Origin of the sequence: Streptomyces sp. NPDC048001 (assembly GCF_043203115.1) — a bacterium.
Lineage (GTDB): Bacteria > Actinomycetota > Actinomycetes > Streptomycetales > Streptomycetaceae > Streptomyces > Streptomyces sanyensis.
This window is the reverse complement of record NZ_JBIDBN010000009.1, coordinates 166708-184159: the sequence shown is the minus strand read 5'-3', so window position 1 is coordinate 184159 and position 17452 is coordinate 166708. Positions and strand designations below refer to the sequence as shown.

Here is a 17452-nt window from a genome sequence, read left to right as displayed (position 1 = left end):
CCCGAGGGCGCCTCGTTACCCAGAAGTTGCCGGGTGGGCTGCCCCGTGTCCCGCCCGGCAGGGTAGCGTCGTTGCTGCCATGGACATCGCCTACATTCCCAGCCCCTCGACCGGAGTCCTCGAACTCGGACCGGTCCCGCTGCGCGGCTACGCCTTCTGCATCCTCGCCGGTCTGTTCACCGCCCTCTGGATCGTCGACCGCCGCTGGGTCGCGCGGGGCGGGAAGAAGGGCACGACCTGGGACATCGCCGTCTGGGCGGTTCCGTTCGGACTCGCCGGCGGGCGCCTGTACCACGTCATCACCGACTACCAGCTGTACTTCGGCGAGGGCCGCGACTGGGTCGACGCGTTCAAGATCTGGGAGGGCGGCCTCGGCATCTGGGGCGCGGTCGCCATGGGCGCGCTGGGTGCCTGGATCGGCTGCCGCCGCCGGGGCATCGCGCTGCCGCCGTACGCCGACGCCGTGGCACCGGGACTGGCGATCGCGCAGGCCATCGGCCGCTGGGGGAACTGGTTCAACCAGGAACTCTACGGCCGCCCGACGGACCTGCCCTGGGGGCTGCGGATCGATCCGGCGTACCGCCCGGACGCCACCCCCGAGCTGGCCACCTACCACCCGACCTTCCTCTACGAGTCGCTCTGGTGCCTCGGGGTGGCGGCGCTGGTGTTCTGGGCGGACCGGCGCTTCCGCCTCGGCCACGGCCGGGCCTTCGCCCTGTACGTCGCCGCCTACACGGCCGGTCGCGGCTGGATCGAGTACATGCGCGTCGACGAGGCGCACCACATCCTCGGCCTGCGGCTCAACCTGTGGACCTCGATCCTGGTCTTCACCGCGGCGGTCGTCTACATGATCGTCTCCGCGCGTCTGCGGCCCGGGCGCGAGTCCGTGGTGGAGCCGGAGCTGCCGTCCTCGGCGAAGGCCGGCTCCGAGGGGCGCAAGGGCGGGAAGCCGGACGCGGAGGGGACCGCGGACACGGACCCGGCGACCGCTGCCGACGGCGACGGCGCGGCGGGTTCCGGCGAGGCGAAGCCCTCGGACGGGGCTGCGGACGGCAAGCCGTCCGGTGGCGCGGCCGACCGGACGGCCGAGGCGCCCGGGACGACCGCCGACGCCGCGGCGTCGGACGCCGGCGGCGAGTAGCGGCCGGTCGCCGCACACCCCGCATCCGCGAGGACCGCCCCGGGCACCCGCCCGGGGCGGTCCCGCGTCTCCGGCCGCCGCGCCGGCCTGGTGCCGCGGCCGGGCACGCGCGGCCGGGCGGGGCACCCGCGGCCGGGGCCGTCCGCTCGTCCGGGGCACCGCCGGACGGCCCGGCCCGGGCGGCCCCGGTGCTCCCCTCCTCCGGGTAAGTACGGCCTGCCTTGCTAGCGCACCCCTTACATCGTGCGTATTTTCGAAGCATCGCAGGGCGGTTCCGCACGCAGCGGACCGCCGGAGAGGGGAGAGTCGTGTCCGTCATCGAGTCCGGGGCCGCGCTGCACGAGGCGCACCGGGACAACCACACCCACCGCGACGTGAACGGCGGCTGGCTGCGCCCGGCGGTCTTCGGGGCGATGGACGGGCTGGTCTCCAACCTGGCCCTGATGACCGGCGTGGCCGGCGGCGCCGTCTCCCAGCAGACGATCGTCGTCACCGGGCTGGCCGGTCTGGCCGCGGGCGCCTGCTCGATGGCGGCCGGCGAGTACACCTCGGTCGCCTCGCAGCGCGAGCTCGTCCAGGCCGAGCTGGAGGTCGAGCGGCGCGAGCTGCGCAAGCACCCGGTCGACGAGATGGAGGAGCTGGCCGCCCTCTACGTGGCCCGCGGGGTCCAGCCCGACCTGGCCCGCGAGGTGGCGATGCAGCTCTCGAAGGACCCGGAGCAGGCGCTGGAGATCCATGCCCGCGAGGAGCTGGGCATCGACCCCGACGACCTGCCCTCGCCGCTGGTCGCCGCGGTCTCCTCGTTCGGGTCCTTCTCGCTGGGCGCGCTGCTGCCCGTGCTCCCGTACCTGCTCGGGGCCCAGTCCCTGTGGCCGGCCGTGCTGCTGGGGCTGGTCGGTCTCTTCGCCTGCGGCGCCCTGGTGGCAAAGGTCACAGCGCGCGGCTGGTGGTTCAGCGGGCTCCGGCAGCTGCTCCTCGGCGGTACGGCCGCGGCCGTCACCTACGGGCTCGGAACCCTGATCGGCGCCGCCGTCTGACCCACGGGGGTGCCCGCCCGGCCGCCCCCGCAGGAACGCTTTTCCGCCGTGCCGTCCCGGATTCCGGGACGGCACGCTGGCGTTTCCGCGCCCGGTGCCCGACCCTGTGACATACGTCCCTCCCCTGGACGCCCCGGGAGTGGGACACTATGCAAGGCGCCACATATGTAGTCGTTACCCGGTGGTTTCGATTCCGCAATCCCCGGGCATGAGCCGAAAGCGCTGCGGGCAACGAAGCCCGGCCGCGTCCGCCCCTCGGGGGCCGTGGGTCCATCCGATTCCTCCCGTTCCTCCGGTCCTCCCCTCCGGGGCGCCTCCCGTCACCGCATCCTCTGCGGTGTCCGCATGTTGGAATGCTCTATCCACTTTCCGAGAAGCACGCCATCATGTAACCTGCACGAAATTTCGCCAGGGCCAACGTCGTCCCTCGGCACAGCACATGCCACGACGACGACGGGAGAGCCGATGCGTTCCGACGCCTGGTCGCCCATGGACGGTCGCCCCGCCCCCCAGGGGATGTACGACCCCCGTAACGAACACGACGCCTGCGGTGTCGGGTTCGTGGCCACCCTCACCGGTGTTGCCAGCCATGAGCTGGTCGAGCAGGCGCTGACCGTACTGCGGAACCTCGAGCACCGCGGCGCCACCGGCTCCGAGCCCGACTCGGGCGACGGCGCGGGCATCCTCCTGCAGGTGCCCGACGCCTTCCTGCGCGAGGTGGCCGGCATCGACCTCCCCGAGGCCGGCTCCTACGCGGTCGGCATCGCCTTCCTGCCGGCCGAGGAGGACGGCACCGCGACCGCCCGCATCGAGGCCCTGGCCGCCGAGGAGGGCCTGGACGTCCTCGGCTGGCGCGAGGTCCCCGTCGCGCCCGACCTGCTCGGCAACGGCGCGCGCGCCACCATGCCGTCGTTCCGCCAGCTCTTCGTCGCCGACGGCGAGAGCTCCGGCATCGCCCTGGACCGCAAGGCCTTCGTGCTCCGCAAGCGCGCCGAGCGCGAGGCCGGGGTGTACTTCCCCTCGCTCTCCTCGCGCACGATCGTCTACAAGGGCATGCTGACCACCGGCCAGCTGGAGCCCTTCTTCCCCGACCTGTCCGACCGGCGCTGCGCCACCGCGGTCGCCCTCGTGCACTCGCGGTTCTCCACCAACACCTTCCCGAGCTGGCCGCTCGCCCACCCGTACCGCTTCGTCGCCCACAACGGCGAGATCAACACGGTCAAGGGCAACCGCAACTGGATGCGCGCCCGCGAGTCCCAGCTCGCCTCCGGGCTCTTCGGCGAGGGCGAACTGGACCGCATCTTCCCGGTCTGCACGCCGGACGCCTCCGACTCGGCCTCCTTCGACGAGGTGCTGGAACTGCTCCACCTCGGCGGCCGCTCGCTGCCCCACGCCGTGCTGATGATGGTCCCCGAGGCGTGGGAGAACCACGACTCCATGGACCCCGCCCGCCGCGCCTTCTACCAGTACCACTCCACGATGATGGAGCCCTGGGACGGCCCCGCCTGCGTCACCTTCACCGACGGCACCCAGGTCGGCGCCGTGCTGGACCGCAACGGGCTGCGCCCCGGCCGCTACTGGGTCACCGACGAGGGCCTCGTGGTGCTGTCCTCCGAGGTCGGCGTCCTCGACATCGACCCCGCCAGGGTGGTCCGCAAGGGACGCCTCCAGCCCGGCCGCATGTTCCTGGTGGACACCGCCGAGCACCGGATCATCGAGGACGACGAGATCAAGTCCGCCCTCGCCGCCGAGGCCCCCTACGCGGAGTGGCTGGAGACCGGCGAGATCGAGCTGGAGGACCTGCCCGAGCGCGAGCACATCGTCCACACCCACGCCTCGGTCACCCGCCGCCAGCAGACCTTCGGCTACACCGAGGAGGAGCTGCGCGTCCTGCTGGCCCCGATGGCCCGCAGCGCCGCCGAGCCGATCGGCTCCATGGGCACGGACTCGCCGATCGCGGCCCTCTCCGAGCGCCCCCGGCTGCTCTTCGACTACTTCACCCAGCTGTTCGCGCAGGTCACCAACCCGCCGCTGGACGCCATCCGCGAGGAGCTCGTCACCTCGCTGCACTCCTCGCTCGGACCCCAGGGCAACCTGCTGGAGCCGACCGCCGCGTCCTGCCGCAGTGTCACGCTGCCCTTCCCGGTGATCGACAACGACGAGCTGGCCAAGCTCATCCACATCAACGCCGACGGCGACATGCCCGGCATGAAGGCCGCCACCCTCGCCGGCCTGTACCGGGTCTCCGGCGGAGGCGACGCCCTCGCCGCGCGCCTGGAGGAGATCTGCGCCGAGGCCGACGCGGCCATCGCCAACGGCGCCCGCCTCATCGTCCTGTCGGACCGGCACTCCGACGCCGAGCACGCGCCGATCCCCTCGCTGCTGCTCACCTCCGCCGTGCACCACCACCTCATCGGCACCAAGCAGCGCACCCAGGTGGGCCTGCTGGTCGAGGCGGGCGACGTCCGCGAGGTGCACCACGTCGCGCTCCTCATCGGCTACGGCGCGGCCGCCGTCAACCCCTACCTGGCCATGGAGTCCGTCGAGGACCTGGTCCGCGCCGGCACCTTCATCGAGGGCACCGAGCCCGAGAAGGCCATCCGGAACCTGATCCACGCGCTCGGCAAGGGCGTGCTGAAGGTCATGTCCAAGATGGGCATCTCCACCGTGGCCTCCTACCGGGGCGCGCAGGTCTTCGAGGCCGTCGGCCTGGACGAGGGCTTCGTGGCCCGGTACTTCCACGGCACCGCCACCAAGATCGGCGGCGCCGGGCTGGACGTCGTGGCCCAGGAGGTGGCCGCCCGCCACGCCAAGGCGTACCCCGCGTCCGGCATCCCCTCCGCGCACCGCGCGCTGGAGATCGGCGGCGAGTACCAGTGGCGCCGCGAGGGCGAGCCCCACCTGTTCGACCCGGAGACCGTCTTCCGCCTCCAGCACGCCACCCGCACCAAGCGGTACGACGTCTTCCGGCAGTACACGGACCGTGTCAACGAGCAGTCCGAGCGCCTGATGACGCTGCGCGGCCTGTTCGGCTTCTCCTCCGAGCGGCCCTCCGTCCCGCTGGAGGAGGTCGAGCCGGTCTCCGAGATCGTCAAGCGCTTCTCCACCGGCGCCATGTCCTACGGCTCCATCTCCCGGGAGGCGCACGAGACCCTGGCGATCGCCATGAACCGGCTGGGCGGCAAGTCCAACACCGGCGAGGGCGGCGAGGACCCGGAGCGCCTGTACGACCCCGAGCGCCGCTCCTCCATCAAGCAGGTCGCCTCCGGCCGCTTCGGCGTGACCAGCGAGTACCTGGTCAACGCGGACGACATCCAGATCAAGATGGCCCAGGGCGCCAAGCCCGGCGAGGGCGGCCAGCTGCCCGGCCACAAGGTCTACCCGTGGGTGGCGAAGACCCGGCACTCCACGCCGGGCGTCGGGCTCATCTCCCCGCCGCCGCACCACGACATCTACTCCATCGAGGACCTCGCCCAGCTCATCCACGACCTGAAGAACGCCAACCCGGCGGCCCGCATCCACGTGAAGCTGGTCTCCGAGGTCGGTGTCGGCACCGTCGCCGCGGGCGTCTCCAAGGCCCACGCGGACGTCGTCCTGATCTCGGGCCACGACGGAGGCACCGGCGCCTCCCCGCTGACCTCGCTGAAGCACGCGGGCGGCCCCTGGGAGCTCGGCCTCGCCGAGACCCAGCAGACGCTGCTCCTCAACGGCCTGCGCGACCGGATCGTGGTGCAGACCGACGGCCAGCTCAAGACCGGCCGCGACGTGGTCATCGCCGCCCTGCTGGGCGCCGAGGAGTTCGGCTTCGCCACCGCGCCGCTGGTCGTCTCCGGCTGCGTGATGATGCGCGTCTGCCACCTGGACACCTGCCCGGTCGGCATCGCCACCCAGAACCCGGTGCTGCGCGAGCGCTTCTCCGGCAAGGCCGAGTTCGTGGTGAACTTCTTCGAGTTCATCGCGGAGGAGGTCCGCGAGCTCCTCGCCGAGCTCGGCTTCCGCACCCTTCAGGAGGCCGTCGGCCACGCCGAGCTGCTCGACACCACGCGGGCGGTCGACCACTGGAAGGCGCAGGGCCTGGACCTGGCCCCGCTCTTCCACGTCCCCGAGCTGCCCGAGGGAGCGGTGCGCCACCAGCTCGTCGAGCAGGACCACGGGCTGGCGAAGGCGCTCGACAACGAGCTGGTCAGGCTCGCGGCCGACGCGCTGGGCGCCGCGAGCGCCGAGCAGGCGTCGCCGGTGCGCGCCCAGGTCGCCATCCGCAACATCAACCGCACGGTCGGCACCATGCTCGGCCACGAGGTGACCAAGCGGTTCGGCGGTGCGGGGCTGCCCGATGACACCATCGACATCACCTTCACCGGCAGCGCCGGCCAGTCCTTCGGCGCCTTCGTGCCGCGCGGTGTCACCCTCCGCCTGGAGGGCGACGCCAACGACTACGTGGGCAAGGGCCTCTCCGGCGGCCGGGTCGTCGTCCGCCCCGACCGGGGCGCCGACCACCTCGCGGAGTACTCGACCATCGCCGGCAACACCATCGGCTACGGTGCCACCGGCGGGGAGATGTTCCTCCGCGGCCGCACCGGCGAGCGCTTCTGCGTCCGCAACTCCGGCGCGCTGGTCGTCTCCGAGGGCGTGGGCGACCACGGCTGCGAGTACATGACCGGCGGCCACGCGGTCGTCCTCGGCGAGACCGGCCGCAACTTCGCGGCCGGCATGTCCGGCGGCGTCGCCTACGTCATCGACCTGGACCGGGACAACGTCAACGCCGGCAACCTGGCGGCGATCGAGGCCCCGTCCGAGGCCGACCTGCGGTGGCTGCACGACGTCGTGCGCCGCCACCACGAGGAGACGGGCTCCACCGTCGCCGAGAGGCTCCTTGCCGACTGGCCCGCCGCCGCGGCCCGGTTCAGCAAGATCATCCCGACCACGTACAAGGCCGTGCTCGCCGCCAAGGACGCCGCTGAGCTCGCCGGTCTCTCCGAGCAGGAGACCACCGAGAAGATGATGGAGGCGGCGACCCATGGCTGACCCCAAGGGCTTCCTGACCACCGGGCGCGAGGTCGCCGAGACCCGCCCCGTGGCGGAGCGCGTCAGGGACTGGAACGAGGTCTACGTCCCCGGCTCCCTCCTGCCGATCATCAGCAAGCAGGCCGGGCGCTGCATGGACTGCGGCATCCCGTTCTGCCACAACGGCTGCCCCCTCGGGAACCTGATCCCCGAGTGGAACGACTACGCCTACCGGGAGGACTGGTCGGCCGCGTCCGAGCGACTGCACGCGACCAACAACTTCCCGGAGTTCACCGGCCGCCTCTGCCCGGCGCCCTGTGAGGCCGCGTGCGTGCTCGGCATCAACCAGCCGGCCGTCACCATCAAGAACGTCGAGGTCTCGATCATCGACCGGGCGTGGGACTCCGGCGGCGTCACCCCGCAGCCGCCCGAGCGCCTCTCGGGCAAGACCGTCGCCGTCATCGGCTCCGGCCCCGCGGGCCTGGCCGCCGCCCAGCAGCTCACCCGGGCGGGCCACACCGTGGTCGTCTACGAGCGCGCCGACCGCATCGGCGGGCTGCTGCGCTACGGCATCCCCGAGTTCAAGATGGAGAAGGTGCACATCAACCGCCGCATCGAGCAGATGCGCGCGGAGGGCACCAAGTTCCGCACCGAGGTGGAGATCGGCACCGACATGCCGGCGGACGCGCTGCGCCGCCGCTACGACGCGGTCGTCATCGCCGCCGGTTCCACCGTCTCCCGCGACCTGCCGGTCCCCGGCCGCGAGCTGAACGGCGTCCACTTCGCGATGGAGTACCTGCCGCTCGCCAACAAGGTGCAGGAGGGCGACTTCGTGGCGCCGCCCATCACGGCCGAGGGCAAGCACGTGGTCGTGATCGGCGGCGGCGACACCGGCGCGGACTGCGTCGGCACCGCCCACCGCCAGGGCGCGGCCTCGGTCACCCAGCTGGAGATCATGCCGCGCCCGGGCGAGGAGCGGAACGCCGGGCAGCCGTGGCCCACCTTCCCCATGCTCTACAAGGTCACCTCGGCGCACGAGGAGGGCGGCGAGCGGGTCTACTCCGTCTCGACCACCGCCTTCGAGGGCGACGAGGAGGGCCATGTCCAGGCACTGAACCTGGTGGAGGTAGAGTTCAGGGACGGCAAGCTGGAGCAGAAGCCCGGCACCGAGCGTCGTATCCCGGCCCAGCTGGTGACGCTCGCCATGGGCTTCACCGGCATCGACCAGTCCAACGGCCTGGTCGAGCAGTTCGGGCTGGAGCTCGACGCCCGGGGCAACGTCGCCCGCGACGCGGACTTCGCGACCAACGTCGACGGCGTGTTCGTCGCCGGTGACGCGGGCCGCGGCCAGTCGCTGATCGTCTGGGCGATCGCGGAGGGCCGCTCGGCCGCCCGCGGTGTCGACCGCTACCTGACCGGTGCGAGCCAGCTGCCGGCGCCGATCCGGCCCACGGACCGCGCGCTGACGGTCTGACGACCGGCACCGCCGCCCCCGACGGGGCGGTGACCGGCCCCGAGGGGGCCATCGAAGACGTCCCGTACAACGGCGTGCGGAACTAGCGCGGCGCCCGCCCGTCCCCGACCGGACCCGGCGGGCGCCGCGGCATGTCCGGGTCCGGTCGCGGACGGCCGCACCCCGGCCCTTCCGGGGGGCGTACGATCGCCACGGGCCCCGCCCGCGCTCCGGTCCGCCGCGGCCCGGGCCCGCGGGCACGGCCGCCGTCCATCGCACACGAGGGGCCCGCCGGACGCCGCGGCCGGAGCGGGCAGGGGGGAACGGCCATGGCCGGCGTGGGACTGGGCACGGTGCAGGAGCGGGCCCCCGGGCTCGTCAGCCTCTACAAGTCCGCCGGGGCCAGTCTGCGCAAGCACGGCCTGGCGGGGCAGCGCGCCGCCGTGTACCTGGTCGTCGACTACTCCGGCTCGATGCGCGACTACTACCGCGACGGCAGCGTCCAGGCGCTCGCCGACCGGGTGCTCGGCCTCTCGGCCAACCTCGACGACGACGGGGTGGTCCCCGTGGTGTTCTTCTCCACGGACGTCGACGCGGTGGAGGACATCGCCCTGGACAACCGCCGCGGGCGCATCGACGAGATCGTCTCCCGCCTCGGCCACATGGGCCGCACCAGCTACCACCTGGCCATGGACGAGGTCCTCGACCACTACCTGGACAGCGGTGCCGACGCCCCCGCCCTGGTCGTCTTCCAGACGGACGGCGGCCCGATCAGCCGGCACGCCGCGGAACGGTACCTGTGCAAGGCCGCCCGTCTGCCGCTGTTCTGGCAGTTCGTCGGATTCGGCGACAAGCGCAGCAACCAGTTCGACTTCCTCCGCCGCCTGGACGGGCTCGCCGTCCCGCGCCACCGGGTGGTCGACAACGCGGGCTTCTTCCACGCCGGGCCCGATCCCCGCCGCGTCCCCGACGCCGAGCTCTACGACCGCCTGCTGGGGGAGTTCCCCCAGTGGCTCGCGGCGGCCCGGGCCCGGGGCATCGTGCGGGGCTGAGCGCGCGGCGCGGAGCCCGGGGCGGTGCCGCGGGCAGGGGCGCGTGCCGACCGCCCGTGCAGGACCGCGGCGGCTCCGTGCTAGGGTAGTGGCGTTGCGGTTTTGGTACCCATGCTCTGTGTGCGCCTGACGGAATGATCCTCAGGCGCACGTCGTGTTTCCGGACTCTCTCCGGAGGGGGTCAATGCAGCGACGGGGATTTCGCGAGGTGCGGAGTCCCGGCTTGCCCCGTTCAAGGAGAACAGTATGGCTACCGGCATCGTGAAGTGGTTCAACTCGGAGAAGGGCTTCGGCTTCATCGAGCAGGACGGCGGCGGCCCCGACGTCTTCGCCCACTACTCCAACATCGCCACCTCCGGCTTCCGCGAGCTGCAGGAAGGCCAGAAGGTCACCTTCGACGTCACGCAGGGCCAGAAGGGCCCGCAGGCGGAGAACATCCTCCCGGCCTGACCGCCGGACGCGCGTCAAGCGACCGGGGCCCGCACCGCACGGTGCGGGCCCCGGCCCGTCTCCGTCCAGCCCAGGAGGGCCGACCCCGTATGAACCGCTCCGAACGCCCGGCACGCAAGCGTCCGGCCGCCGCTCCCCGCTCCGAATCCCGCGGCGGAGCCCGCAGCACGGCGCGCACCGCGGCCCCCGCCGGCCGCCGCGCGGGCAAGGGCGGGGCCGCGCGGCCGTCCGGCCCCCCGAAGGAGTTCGCGCTCCCCGAGACGGTGACCCCGGCGCTGCCCGCCGTCACGGCCTTCGAGGAACTCGACCTGCCCGCCGCCGTCGCGAAGACCCTCGCGGCCCAGGGCGTGACCGAGCCGTTCCCGATCCAGGCCGCCACCCTCCCCAACTCCCTCGCGGGACGCGACGTGCTCGGCCGCGGCCGCACCGGCTCCGGCAAGACGCTGGCCTTCGGCCTGGCCATGCTCGCCCGTACCGCCGGCCGGCGTGCGGAGCCGAAGGCGCCGCTGGCCCTGGTCCTCGTCCCCACCCGTGAGCTCGCCCAGCAGGTCGGCGACGCGCTGGAGCCCTACGCGTCCGCCCTGGGCCTGCGGCGCACGACCGTGGTGGGAGGGGTCTCGCTCACCCGCCAGGCGGGCGCGCTGCGCCGGGGCGCCGAGGTGCTGGTGGCCACGCCGGGGCGGCTGATCGACCTCGTCGAGCGCGGCGACTGCCGTCTCGACCGGGTCGAGGTCACCGTCCTCGACGAGGCCGACCAGATGGCCGACATGGGCTTCATGCCGCAGGTCACCAAGCTCGTCGAGCAGACCGCGCCGGACGGGCAGCGGATGCTGTTCTCCGCCACTCTCGACGGCAACATCGACCGGCTGGTGCGCCGCTTCCTGACGGACCCCGTGGTCCACTCCGTCGACCCGACCGCGGGCGCCGTGACCTCGATGGACCACCATCTGCTGCATGTCGCCGACGAGACCGACAAGCGCGCCGTCGCCCTGCGTATCGCGGCCCGGGACGGCCGGACCATCCTCTTCGTCGACACCAAGCGCGCCGCCGACCGGTTCGCCAAGCGGCTGCTGGCCAGCGGCGTGCCCGCGGCCGCCCTGCACGGCGGGCGCTCGCAGCCCCAGCGCACCAGGACCCTCGAGCAGTTCCGCACCGGCACGGTCACCGCGCTGGTGGCCACCAACGTGGCCGCCCGGGGCATCCACGTGGAGGACCTGGACCTCGTGGTCAACGTGGACCCGCCCGTCGACCACAAGGACTACCTGCACCGCGGCGGGCGCACCGCCCGGGCGGGCCGCTCGGGCACGGTGGTCACCCTGGTGCTGCCCGCCCAGCGCCGGGACACCGACCGGCTGATGGCGGAGACCGGGATAGCGCCCCGGGTGACCCGGGTCCGCTCCAGCGACGAGGAACTGGCCCGGCTGACCGGTGCGCGGGAGCCCTCCGGCGTCCCGGTGACGATCGCGGTCCCGCAGCAGGCGCCCGCCCGCTCGGCCGCGCCCTCGGGGGCCTCGGGCTCCCGCCGCCCGGCACGGCGCGGCGGCACCGCCCGGTCCGCGTCCGGGAGCACCTCCGGCCGCACCCCCGGGCGGCAGGCGCGCCGGGGGAGCGGCCGCGACAGCGCGGCGGCCTCCGGGGCGGAGCCCCGCACGCGGGGCGGCGCCCAGCCGGCGGACGGCTCGGGCGGCCGGCGTCCGCGCACGCGCCGCGCGGGGCGGGGCCAGAGCGCCTGACGGTGCGCGGGGAGCCGTCCGCGCTTCGCCGTCCCCCGCCCGCCCGTTCGGGGTGACGGGACGGCCGCGCGGACGGTCCTCAGGTGTCGCAGTCGAGAACGGTGCGGCACAGCCCGCAGCGCACCCGGGCCCGGCCGCGGACCGCCACCCGGATGCGCTGGTGGCAGGTGGTGCAGGGGAAGGTGACGCGGACTCCGTCCGGGCCGGGCTCGAAGGCGTAGGCGCCGTGGCCCTCCTGGTGTGAGCCGGGGTGCTCCAGCGCACGGCGGCGGTCCCGGGCGTAGCGCAGGCGTCCCACCCGCCCGGCCGAGGCGAGCGGGGGCCTGCGCGCGTCGCTCAGGGCGCGGGCCCGCCCCGCGGTGTAGGCCCGGTACGCCTGGGGGCTGGTGAACCAGGGGGAGGGGTCCTCGCCGAAGAGCGCCGCGCGGGCGGCGAGGACGTAGCCGAACTCCTCCGGTGTCAGATAGCCCAGCTTCTGGCGGGACACCCCGTCCTCCCGGAAGGCGTCCAGCAGGAGCCAGCCGGCGCCGAGGTAGGCCGTCACGGTGTCCGTGAGGATCTCGTTGTCGCGCGTTCCGGGGAACGAGAGCCCGAGCCGGTGCAGGAGCACATGGGTGATCTCGTGGGCGAGCGCGGCGCCGATGTCCCGGCGGTGGGTGCGGAACCGGTCGTTCAGTTCGATGAAGTACTCCGGCCCCGCCGTCAGTTCCACGCTCGCGGCGTGCTCCATCTCCCGGAAGGCGACGATCATCCGCGCCTCGGGGAGCCGCAGATGGGCGACGAGGGCGCGGGCGACCCGCTGGGTGCCGAGGTACAGGTCGTCGTGGTCGGCGAAGGCGACGTCCGCGGGCAGCACGCTCGCCGCGTAGGCGCCCACGCCCTCGGGGGACAGCCGCCGGTAGAGCGCCGTGACCGCGGCGTGCACCGTGTCGAGGTGGGGGAAGCCGTGCACCACCTCGTCGCTCCCTGCCATGACCACCCCCGTGGACGACCGTCCGGCGCCCCCACTCTACGGCGACCGGACCGTTCGCGGCGCGGGTGGCGGGCGGCGCGGCGCGGCGGCGGTGCGCCCCCCGGCGGATGGCCGAAAGCGGCTTCTTGTGGCCCTGTCGCCCGGTGCTCATAATCCGCAGTACGGCTTGTCGGGCGCATGTCATCCCCCTGTTCCGCGTCATGCGCACACCTGCCGGTGCATGCCTCAACCCCCCACGAAAGGCAGTGCCTTGAAGCAGCTTCTGCGTGCCCTCAAACGCTGCGCCGCCGCCGGAGCGGTCGTGCTCGCCGCGGTCAGCCTCCAGCCCACCGCCGCCACGGCGGCCCCCCAGCCCGTCGTCGGCGGAACCCGCGCCGCCCAGGGCGAGTTCCCCTTCATGGTCCGGCTCTCCATGGGGTGCGGCGGCGCGCTCTACGCCCGGGACATCGTCCTGACCGCCGCCCACTGCGTCGGCTCCTCCGGCAACAACACCAGCATCACCGCCACCGCCGGGACGGTGGACCTGCGCAGCCCCAGCGCGATCACGGTCCGCTCCACCAAGGTCCTGCGCGCGCCCGGCTACAACGGCAGCGGCAAGGACTGGGCCCTGATCAAGCTCGCCCGGCCCATCGACCTGCCGACCCTGAAGATCGCCGACACCACGGCGTACGACAACGGCACCTTCACGGTGGCCGGCTGGGGCGCCAACCGCGAGGGCGGCTCCCAGCAGCGCTACCTGCTCAAGGCCCAGGTGCCCTTCGTGCCGGACTCCACCTGCAGCCAGGCGTACGGCCGTGAACTCGTGGCGGACGAGGAGATCTGCGCCGGCTACAGCCAGGGCGGTGTCGACACCTGCCAGGGCGACTCCGGCGGCCCCATGTTCCGCCGCGACGCCGCCGGCGACTGGATCCAGGTCGGCATCGTGAGCTGGGGCTACGGCTGCGCCCGGGCCGGATACCCGGGGGTCTACACCGAGGTCTCGGCCTTCGCCTCCGCCATCCGGTCGGCCGCGGCCGGACTGTAGGACCGGCCCGGCCCCCGTGTCCTGTTCGGGGCGGGGCGGCGCCCCAGCCGCCGCGCCCCCGGCGCGGGGGCCGCGGCCGCGGTGCCGGGGCGGGCGGCGGCCCGCCCCGGCTCGTGCCGCCCCCGACGCGTCCCGGAGCCCGGGCACCCGAAGACCGCGCCGGCTCTTCGACGTAAGCTCGCTGACCATGACCACGAAGGACATCGACGAGAACGTACGCGCCGAACTCAACCGCCTGCGCGAGAGCATCGACAACATCGACGCCGCGGTCGTGTACATGCTTGCCGAACGCTTCAAGTGCACCCAGCAGGTCGGCCACCTCAAGGCCGAGCACCAGCTCCCCCCCGCCGACCCGGCCCGCGAGGCGCGCCAGATCGAGCGCCTGCGCCACCTCGCCGAGAGCGCGCGGCTCGACCCCGCCTTCGCCGAGAAGCTGCTGAACTTCATCATCGCCGAGGTGATCCGCCACCACGAGACCATCGCGGAGAACGTCCCTCCCGGGGACGGCTGACACCCCCGGGCCGCCGGCGGTGCCCGCGGCCGCCGGCGACCCCGCGAGCCCCGCCCCCTCGCCGCCCGCCCCGTCCCCGCGGCACCCGCCCGCACCCCCCACGCCCCGTCCGCGGCGCCGGAGCGGCCCCCTCCGACCTGCCCGTGCGCCCCCGAAAGGCCCCCGTCGCGCCTGTGCGCCCGCCCCGTGCGGGCCTGTGCGCCCACAGCGCACGGCACCCCCGTGTACCCGGCGGCACTCATCGGGCAGCATGACCCCATGTCCGTACTGACGCGCGACGAAGCGCAGACCCGAGCCCAGCTGATCGACGTGCACCGCTACGCGATCGACCTCGACCTCACCACCGGGGACGAGACCTTCGCGTCGAGGAGCCTGATCCACTTCACCGCGCGTTCCGCCGGGGACACCTTCGTCGAGCTCAAGCCCTCCGCGCTCCACTCCCTCACGCTGGACGGACACGCCCTCGACCCCGAAGCCCTCGACGGCAACCGGTACCCGCTGACCCTCGAACCCGGCGAGCACCGGCTCCAGGTCGAGGCGCTGATGGACTACTCGCGCACCGGTGAGGGCATGCACCGCTTCACCGACCCCAGCGACGGCGAGACCTACGTCTACAGCCAGATGTTCATGGAGGACGTCCAGCGGGTCTTCGCCGCCTTCGACCAGCCCGACCTGAAGGCCGTCTTCGAACTCGCCGTCACCGCGCCCGAGGGCTGGACGGTCCTCGGCAACGGCGTCGCCGCCCACCACGGGGCGGGCCGCTGGAGCTGCGCCGCCACGCCGCCGATCTCCACCTACCTGGTCGCCGTGGCCGCCGGCCCCTGGCACTCCGTCCGCACGGAGCACGCGGGGCTGCCCTTCGGACTGCACACCCGCCGCTCGCTGGGCCCCCACCTCGACGCCGACGCCGACGAACTGTTCGAGATCACCCGCCAGTGCTTCGACCGGTACCACGAGAAGTTCGAGGAGCCCTACCCCTTCGACTCCTACGACCAGGCGTTCGTACCGGAGTTCAACGCCGGCGCCATGGAGAACCCGGGACTGGTGACCTTCCGGGACGAGTTCGTCTTCCGCTCCGCGGTGACCGACACCCAGCGCCAGACCAGAGCCATGGTCATCGCGCACGAGATGGCCCACATGTGGTTCGGCGACCTGGTCACCCTCGCCTGGTGGGACGACATCTGGCTCAACGAGTCCTTCGCCGAGTACATGGGCTACCAGACCCTCACCGAGGCGACCCGCTTCACCGACACCTGGGTCGACTTCGGCATCGCGCGCAAGGCATGGGGCTACGACGCCGACCAGCGACCCTCCACCCATCCCGTGGCACCCGACCCGGACGCGGTCCCCGACACCGCCTCCGCCATGCTCAACTTCGACGGCATCTCCTACGCCAAGGGCGCCTCCGCCCTGCGGCAGCTGGTCACCTGGCTCGGGGAGAAGGACTTCCTCGCCGGGATCAACACCCACTTCCGGCGCCACCGGTTCGCCAACGCCACCCTGGCCGACTTCCTCGACTCGCTCGCCGCCGCCACCGACCGCGACGTCCACGGCTGGGCGAAGAGCTGGCTGCGCACCACCGGGGTCGACACCCTGACCCCGCAGGTCACCGACGGCCCCGGCGGCTGGACCCTCGCCGTCGACCGCGACGGCGGCCGCCCGCACCGCATCACCGTCGGCGCCTACGACCGCGACCCCGTCCGCCCCGGGTCCCTCGTGCTGCGCGACCGCATCGACGTCGACGTCCCGCTCACCGGGGGCGAGCCCCACCCCGGCCGCCGTCCCGCACTGGTCCTCCTGAACGACGGGGACACCACCTACGCCAAGGTCCGCCTGGACGCGGAGTCCTGGGCCACCGCCCTCGGCTCCCTCTCCGGCATCCCCGACCCCCTGACCCGCGCCGTGGTCTGGAACGCGGCCCGCGACATGGTCCGCGACGGCGAACTCGCCCCGGCGGCCTACCTGGAGGCCGCCCGCGCCCATCTGCCCGGGGAGACCGACCTCGCCGTCGTCCAGGGCGTCCTGTCCTTCGCCGCGACCCAGATCGCCGACCGCTACCTCGCCCCCGGTCGACGGCCCGCCGCCCTCTCCCTCCTCACCGACACCTGCCGTGCCCTGCTGCGCCGCACCGAGGACGGCAGCGACCCGGGCATGCGGCTGACCGCGGTGCGCCACTTCGTCGACGCCGCCGCCCACTCGGCCTCCATCCAGGAATGGCTGACCGACGGCAGCGTCCCCGGAGGCCCCGAACTCGACCCGGAGCTGCGCTGGCGCATCCTCACCCGGCTCTGCGTGCTCGGCGAGGCCGGGGAGCCCGAGATCACGGCCGAACTCGCGAGGGACCCCAGTGCCACCGGCCGGGAGGGCGCCGCCCGCTGCCGCGCCGCCCTGCCCTTCGCGGAGGCCAAGGCGGCCGCCTGGACACGGATGTTCGAGGGGGAGGAGCTGTCGAACTACCTCTTCGCCGCCACCGCCCAGGGCTTCTGGCAGCCCGAGCAGGCCTCCCTGACCCGGGAGTACGTGGGCCGCTTCTACGCCGACGCGGTGGGGCTGGCCGACCGCCGGGGGCCCGCCATCGCGGAGGCCGCAGGGCGGCACGCCTTCCCGGCCCACGAGGTCACCGCCGAGGCCCTGCGGCAGGGGCGCGACTGCCTGGAGGGCACCGGGATGCTGCCCGCGCTGCACCGCAAGCTCGCCGACCAGCTCGACGACCTCGCCCGGGCGCTGCGGGTGCGGGGCGTCTGAGGGGCGCCCGGACCCGCAGCGGCGTAGCGGCGGCGGCCCCGGGACGGGGGGGGTGCGGGCCGCTCGGCAGGCCCGGGACGGCGGGGGGTGCGGGCGGTCCGTACCCCCGTGCCCGAAAGGCGTCGGCCCCCCGCCGGCCGGCGCCTTCGGCCCGCGCCCGGCCCCCAACCGCGCGCCCCGGCCGTGCGCGGCACACCCCGGCACACCCGGTGCACCACCCTGTGCGCCGTGCGCGCCCCGGCGGGCGGGCGCCGGGCCGGTACCCCGCCGCCCCCGGCTCGTTGGGCACACGGGACGCCGAGTGCTCCGGGTCCCGCCCGCGACCGCCG

General features: G+C 73.8%; 11 protein-coding genes. 10 read left to right on the top strand and 1 reads right to left on the bottom strand.

What is annotated here, in order from left to right:
• Nucleotides 1-79 precede the first annotated feature (79 nt).
• The 7 genes from lgt (at nucleotide 80) to ACGF15_RS18440 (ending at nucleotide 11870) form a co-directional block, all read left to right on the top strand.
• The gene (gene lgt / locus ACGF15_RS18470) at nucleotides 80-1141 is read left to right on the top strand and encodes a prolipoprotein diacylglyceryl transferase (protein WP_392800162.1); all 1062 of its coding nucleotides are present in this window, start codon (nucleotides 80-82) and stop codon (nucleotides 1139-1141) included.
• A gap of 308 nt (nucleotides 1142-1449) precedes the next feature.
• The gene (locus tag ACGF15_RS18465) at nucleotides 1450-2178 is read left to right on the top strand and encodes a VIT1/CCC1 transporter family protein (protein ID WP_345614678.1); all 729 of its coding nucleotides are present in this window, start codon (nucleotides 1450-1452) and stop codon (nucleotides 2176-2178) included.
• A gap of 465 nt (nucleotides 2179-2643) precedes the next feature.
• Nucleotides 2644-7203 (top strand): glutamate synthase large subunit, encoded by a 4560-nt coding sequence (gltB, locus tag ACGF15_RS18460; RefSeq protein ID WP_345614679.1) that lies wholly within the window; start codon nucleotides 2644-2646, stop codon nucleotides 7201-7203.
• Nucleotides 7196-8656, top strand: coding sequence for a glutamate synthase subunit beta (locus ACGF15_RS18455; RefSeq protein ID WP_345614680.1), 1461 nt, complete (start codon nucleotides 7196-7198; stop codon nucleotides 8654-8656). Before gltB ends, ACGF15_RS18455 begins: the two co-directional genes overlap by 8 nt.
• 308 nt (nucleotides 8657-8964) lie before the next feature.
• Nucleotides 8965-9687: a vWA domain-containing protein gene (locus ACGF15_RS18450; protein WP_392800157.1), complete on the top strand. Its 723-nt coding sequence runs from the start codon at nucleotides 8965-8967 to the stop codon at nucleotides 9685-9687.
• Nucleotides 9688-9933: 246 nt separating this feature from the next.
• Nucleotides 9934-10137, top strand: coding sequence for a cold-shock protein (locus tag ACGF15_RS18445; RefSeq protein WP_256526360.1), 204 nt, complete (start codon nucleotides 9934-9936; stop codon nucleotides 10135-10137).
• An 89-nt stretch (nucleotides 10138-10226) separates the two neighbouring features.
• A complete protein-coding gene (locus tag ACGF15_RS18440) occupies nucleotides 10227-11870 on the top strand; it encodes a DEAD/DEAH box helicase (RefSeq protein WP_345614682.1) in 1644 nt (547 codons plus the stop codon).
• A gap of 79 nt (nucleotides 11871-11949) precedes the next feature.
• Here the strand turns inward: ACGF15_RS18440 and ACGF15_RS18435 are convergent, their stop codons facing one another.
• Nucleotides 11950-12843 carry a hypothetical protein gene (locus tag ACGF15_RS18435; RefSeq protein ID WP_345614683.1) on the bottom strand — a complete coding sequence of 298 codons (894 nt, stop codon included), beginning with the start codon at nucleotides 12841-12843 and terminating at the stop codon, nucleotides 11950-11952.
• A gap of 250 nt (nucleotides 12844-13093) precedes the next feature.
• On the opposite strand from ACGF15_RS18435, the gene ACGF15_RS18430 reads away from it, so the two are divergent.
• The 3 genes from ACGF15_RS18430 (at nucleotide 13094) to pepN (ending at nucleotide 17123) form a co-directional block, all read left to right on the top strand.
• Complete coding sequence (locus ACGF15_RS18430) at nucleotides 13094-13867, top strand: serine protease (protein ID WP_392800152.1); 774 nt, start codon at nucleotides 13094-13096, stop codon at nucleotides 13865-13867.
• A 187-nt stretch (nucleotides 13868-14054) separates the two neighbouring features.
• Complete coding sequence (locus ACGF15_RS18425) at nucleotides 14055-14378, top strand: chorismate mutase (RefSeq protein ID WP_345614685.1); 324 nt, start codon at nucleotides 14055-14057, stop codon at nucleotides 14376-14378.
• Nucleotides 14379-14636: 258 nt separating this feature from the next.
• Nucleotides 14637-17123 carry an aminopeptidase N gene (gene pepN / locus ACGF15_RS18420; RefSeq protein ID WP_392800148.1) on the top strand — a complete coding sequence of 829 codons (2487 nt, stop codon included), beginning with the start codon at nucleotides 14637-14639 and terminating at the stop codon, nucleotides 17121-17123.
• Nucleotides 17124-17452: the final 329 nt, after the last annotated feature.

Excerpts from the sequence above, each read along its gene's own strand:
- ACGF15_RS18435 (WP_345614683.1), bottom strand. The coding sequence starts at position 12,843 with ATGGCAGGGAGCGACGAGGTGGTGCACGGCTTCCCCCACCTCGACACG.
- gltB (WP_345614679.1), top strand. The coding sequence starts at position 2,644 with ATGCGTTCCGACGCCTGGTCGCCCATGGACGGTCGCCCCGCCCCCCAG.
- ACGF15_RS18445 (WP_256526360.1), top strand. The coding sequence starts at position 9,934 with ATGGCTACCGGCATCGTGAAGTGGTTCAACTCGGAGAAGGGCTTCGGC.
- ACGF15_RS18440 (WP_345614682.1), top strand. The coding sequence starts at position 10,227 with ATGAACCGCTCCGAACGCCCGGCACGCAAGCGTCCGGCCGCCGCTCCC.
- ACGF15_RS18450 (WP_392800157.1), top strand. The coding sequence starts at position 8,965 with ATGGCCGGCGTGGGACTGGGCACGGTGCAGGAGCGGGCCCCCGGGCTC.
- ACGF15_RS18425 (WP_345614685.1), top strand. The coding sequence starts at position 14,055 with ATGACCACGAAGGACATCGACGAGAACGTACGCGCCGAACTCAACCGC.
- lgt (WP_392800162.1), top strand. The coding sequence starts at position 80 with ATGGACATCGCCTACATTCCCAGCCCCTCGACCGGAGTCCTCGAACTC.
- ACGF15_RS18455 (WP_345614680.1), top strand. The coding sequence starts at position 7,196 with ATGGCTGACCCCAAGGGCTTCCTGACCACCGGGCGCGAGGTCGCCGAG.
- pepN (WP_392800148.1), top strand. The coding sequence starts at position 14,637 with ATGTCCGTACTGACGCGCGACGAAGCGCAGACCCGAGCCCAGCTGATC.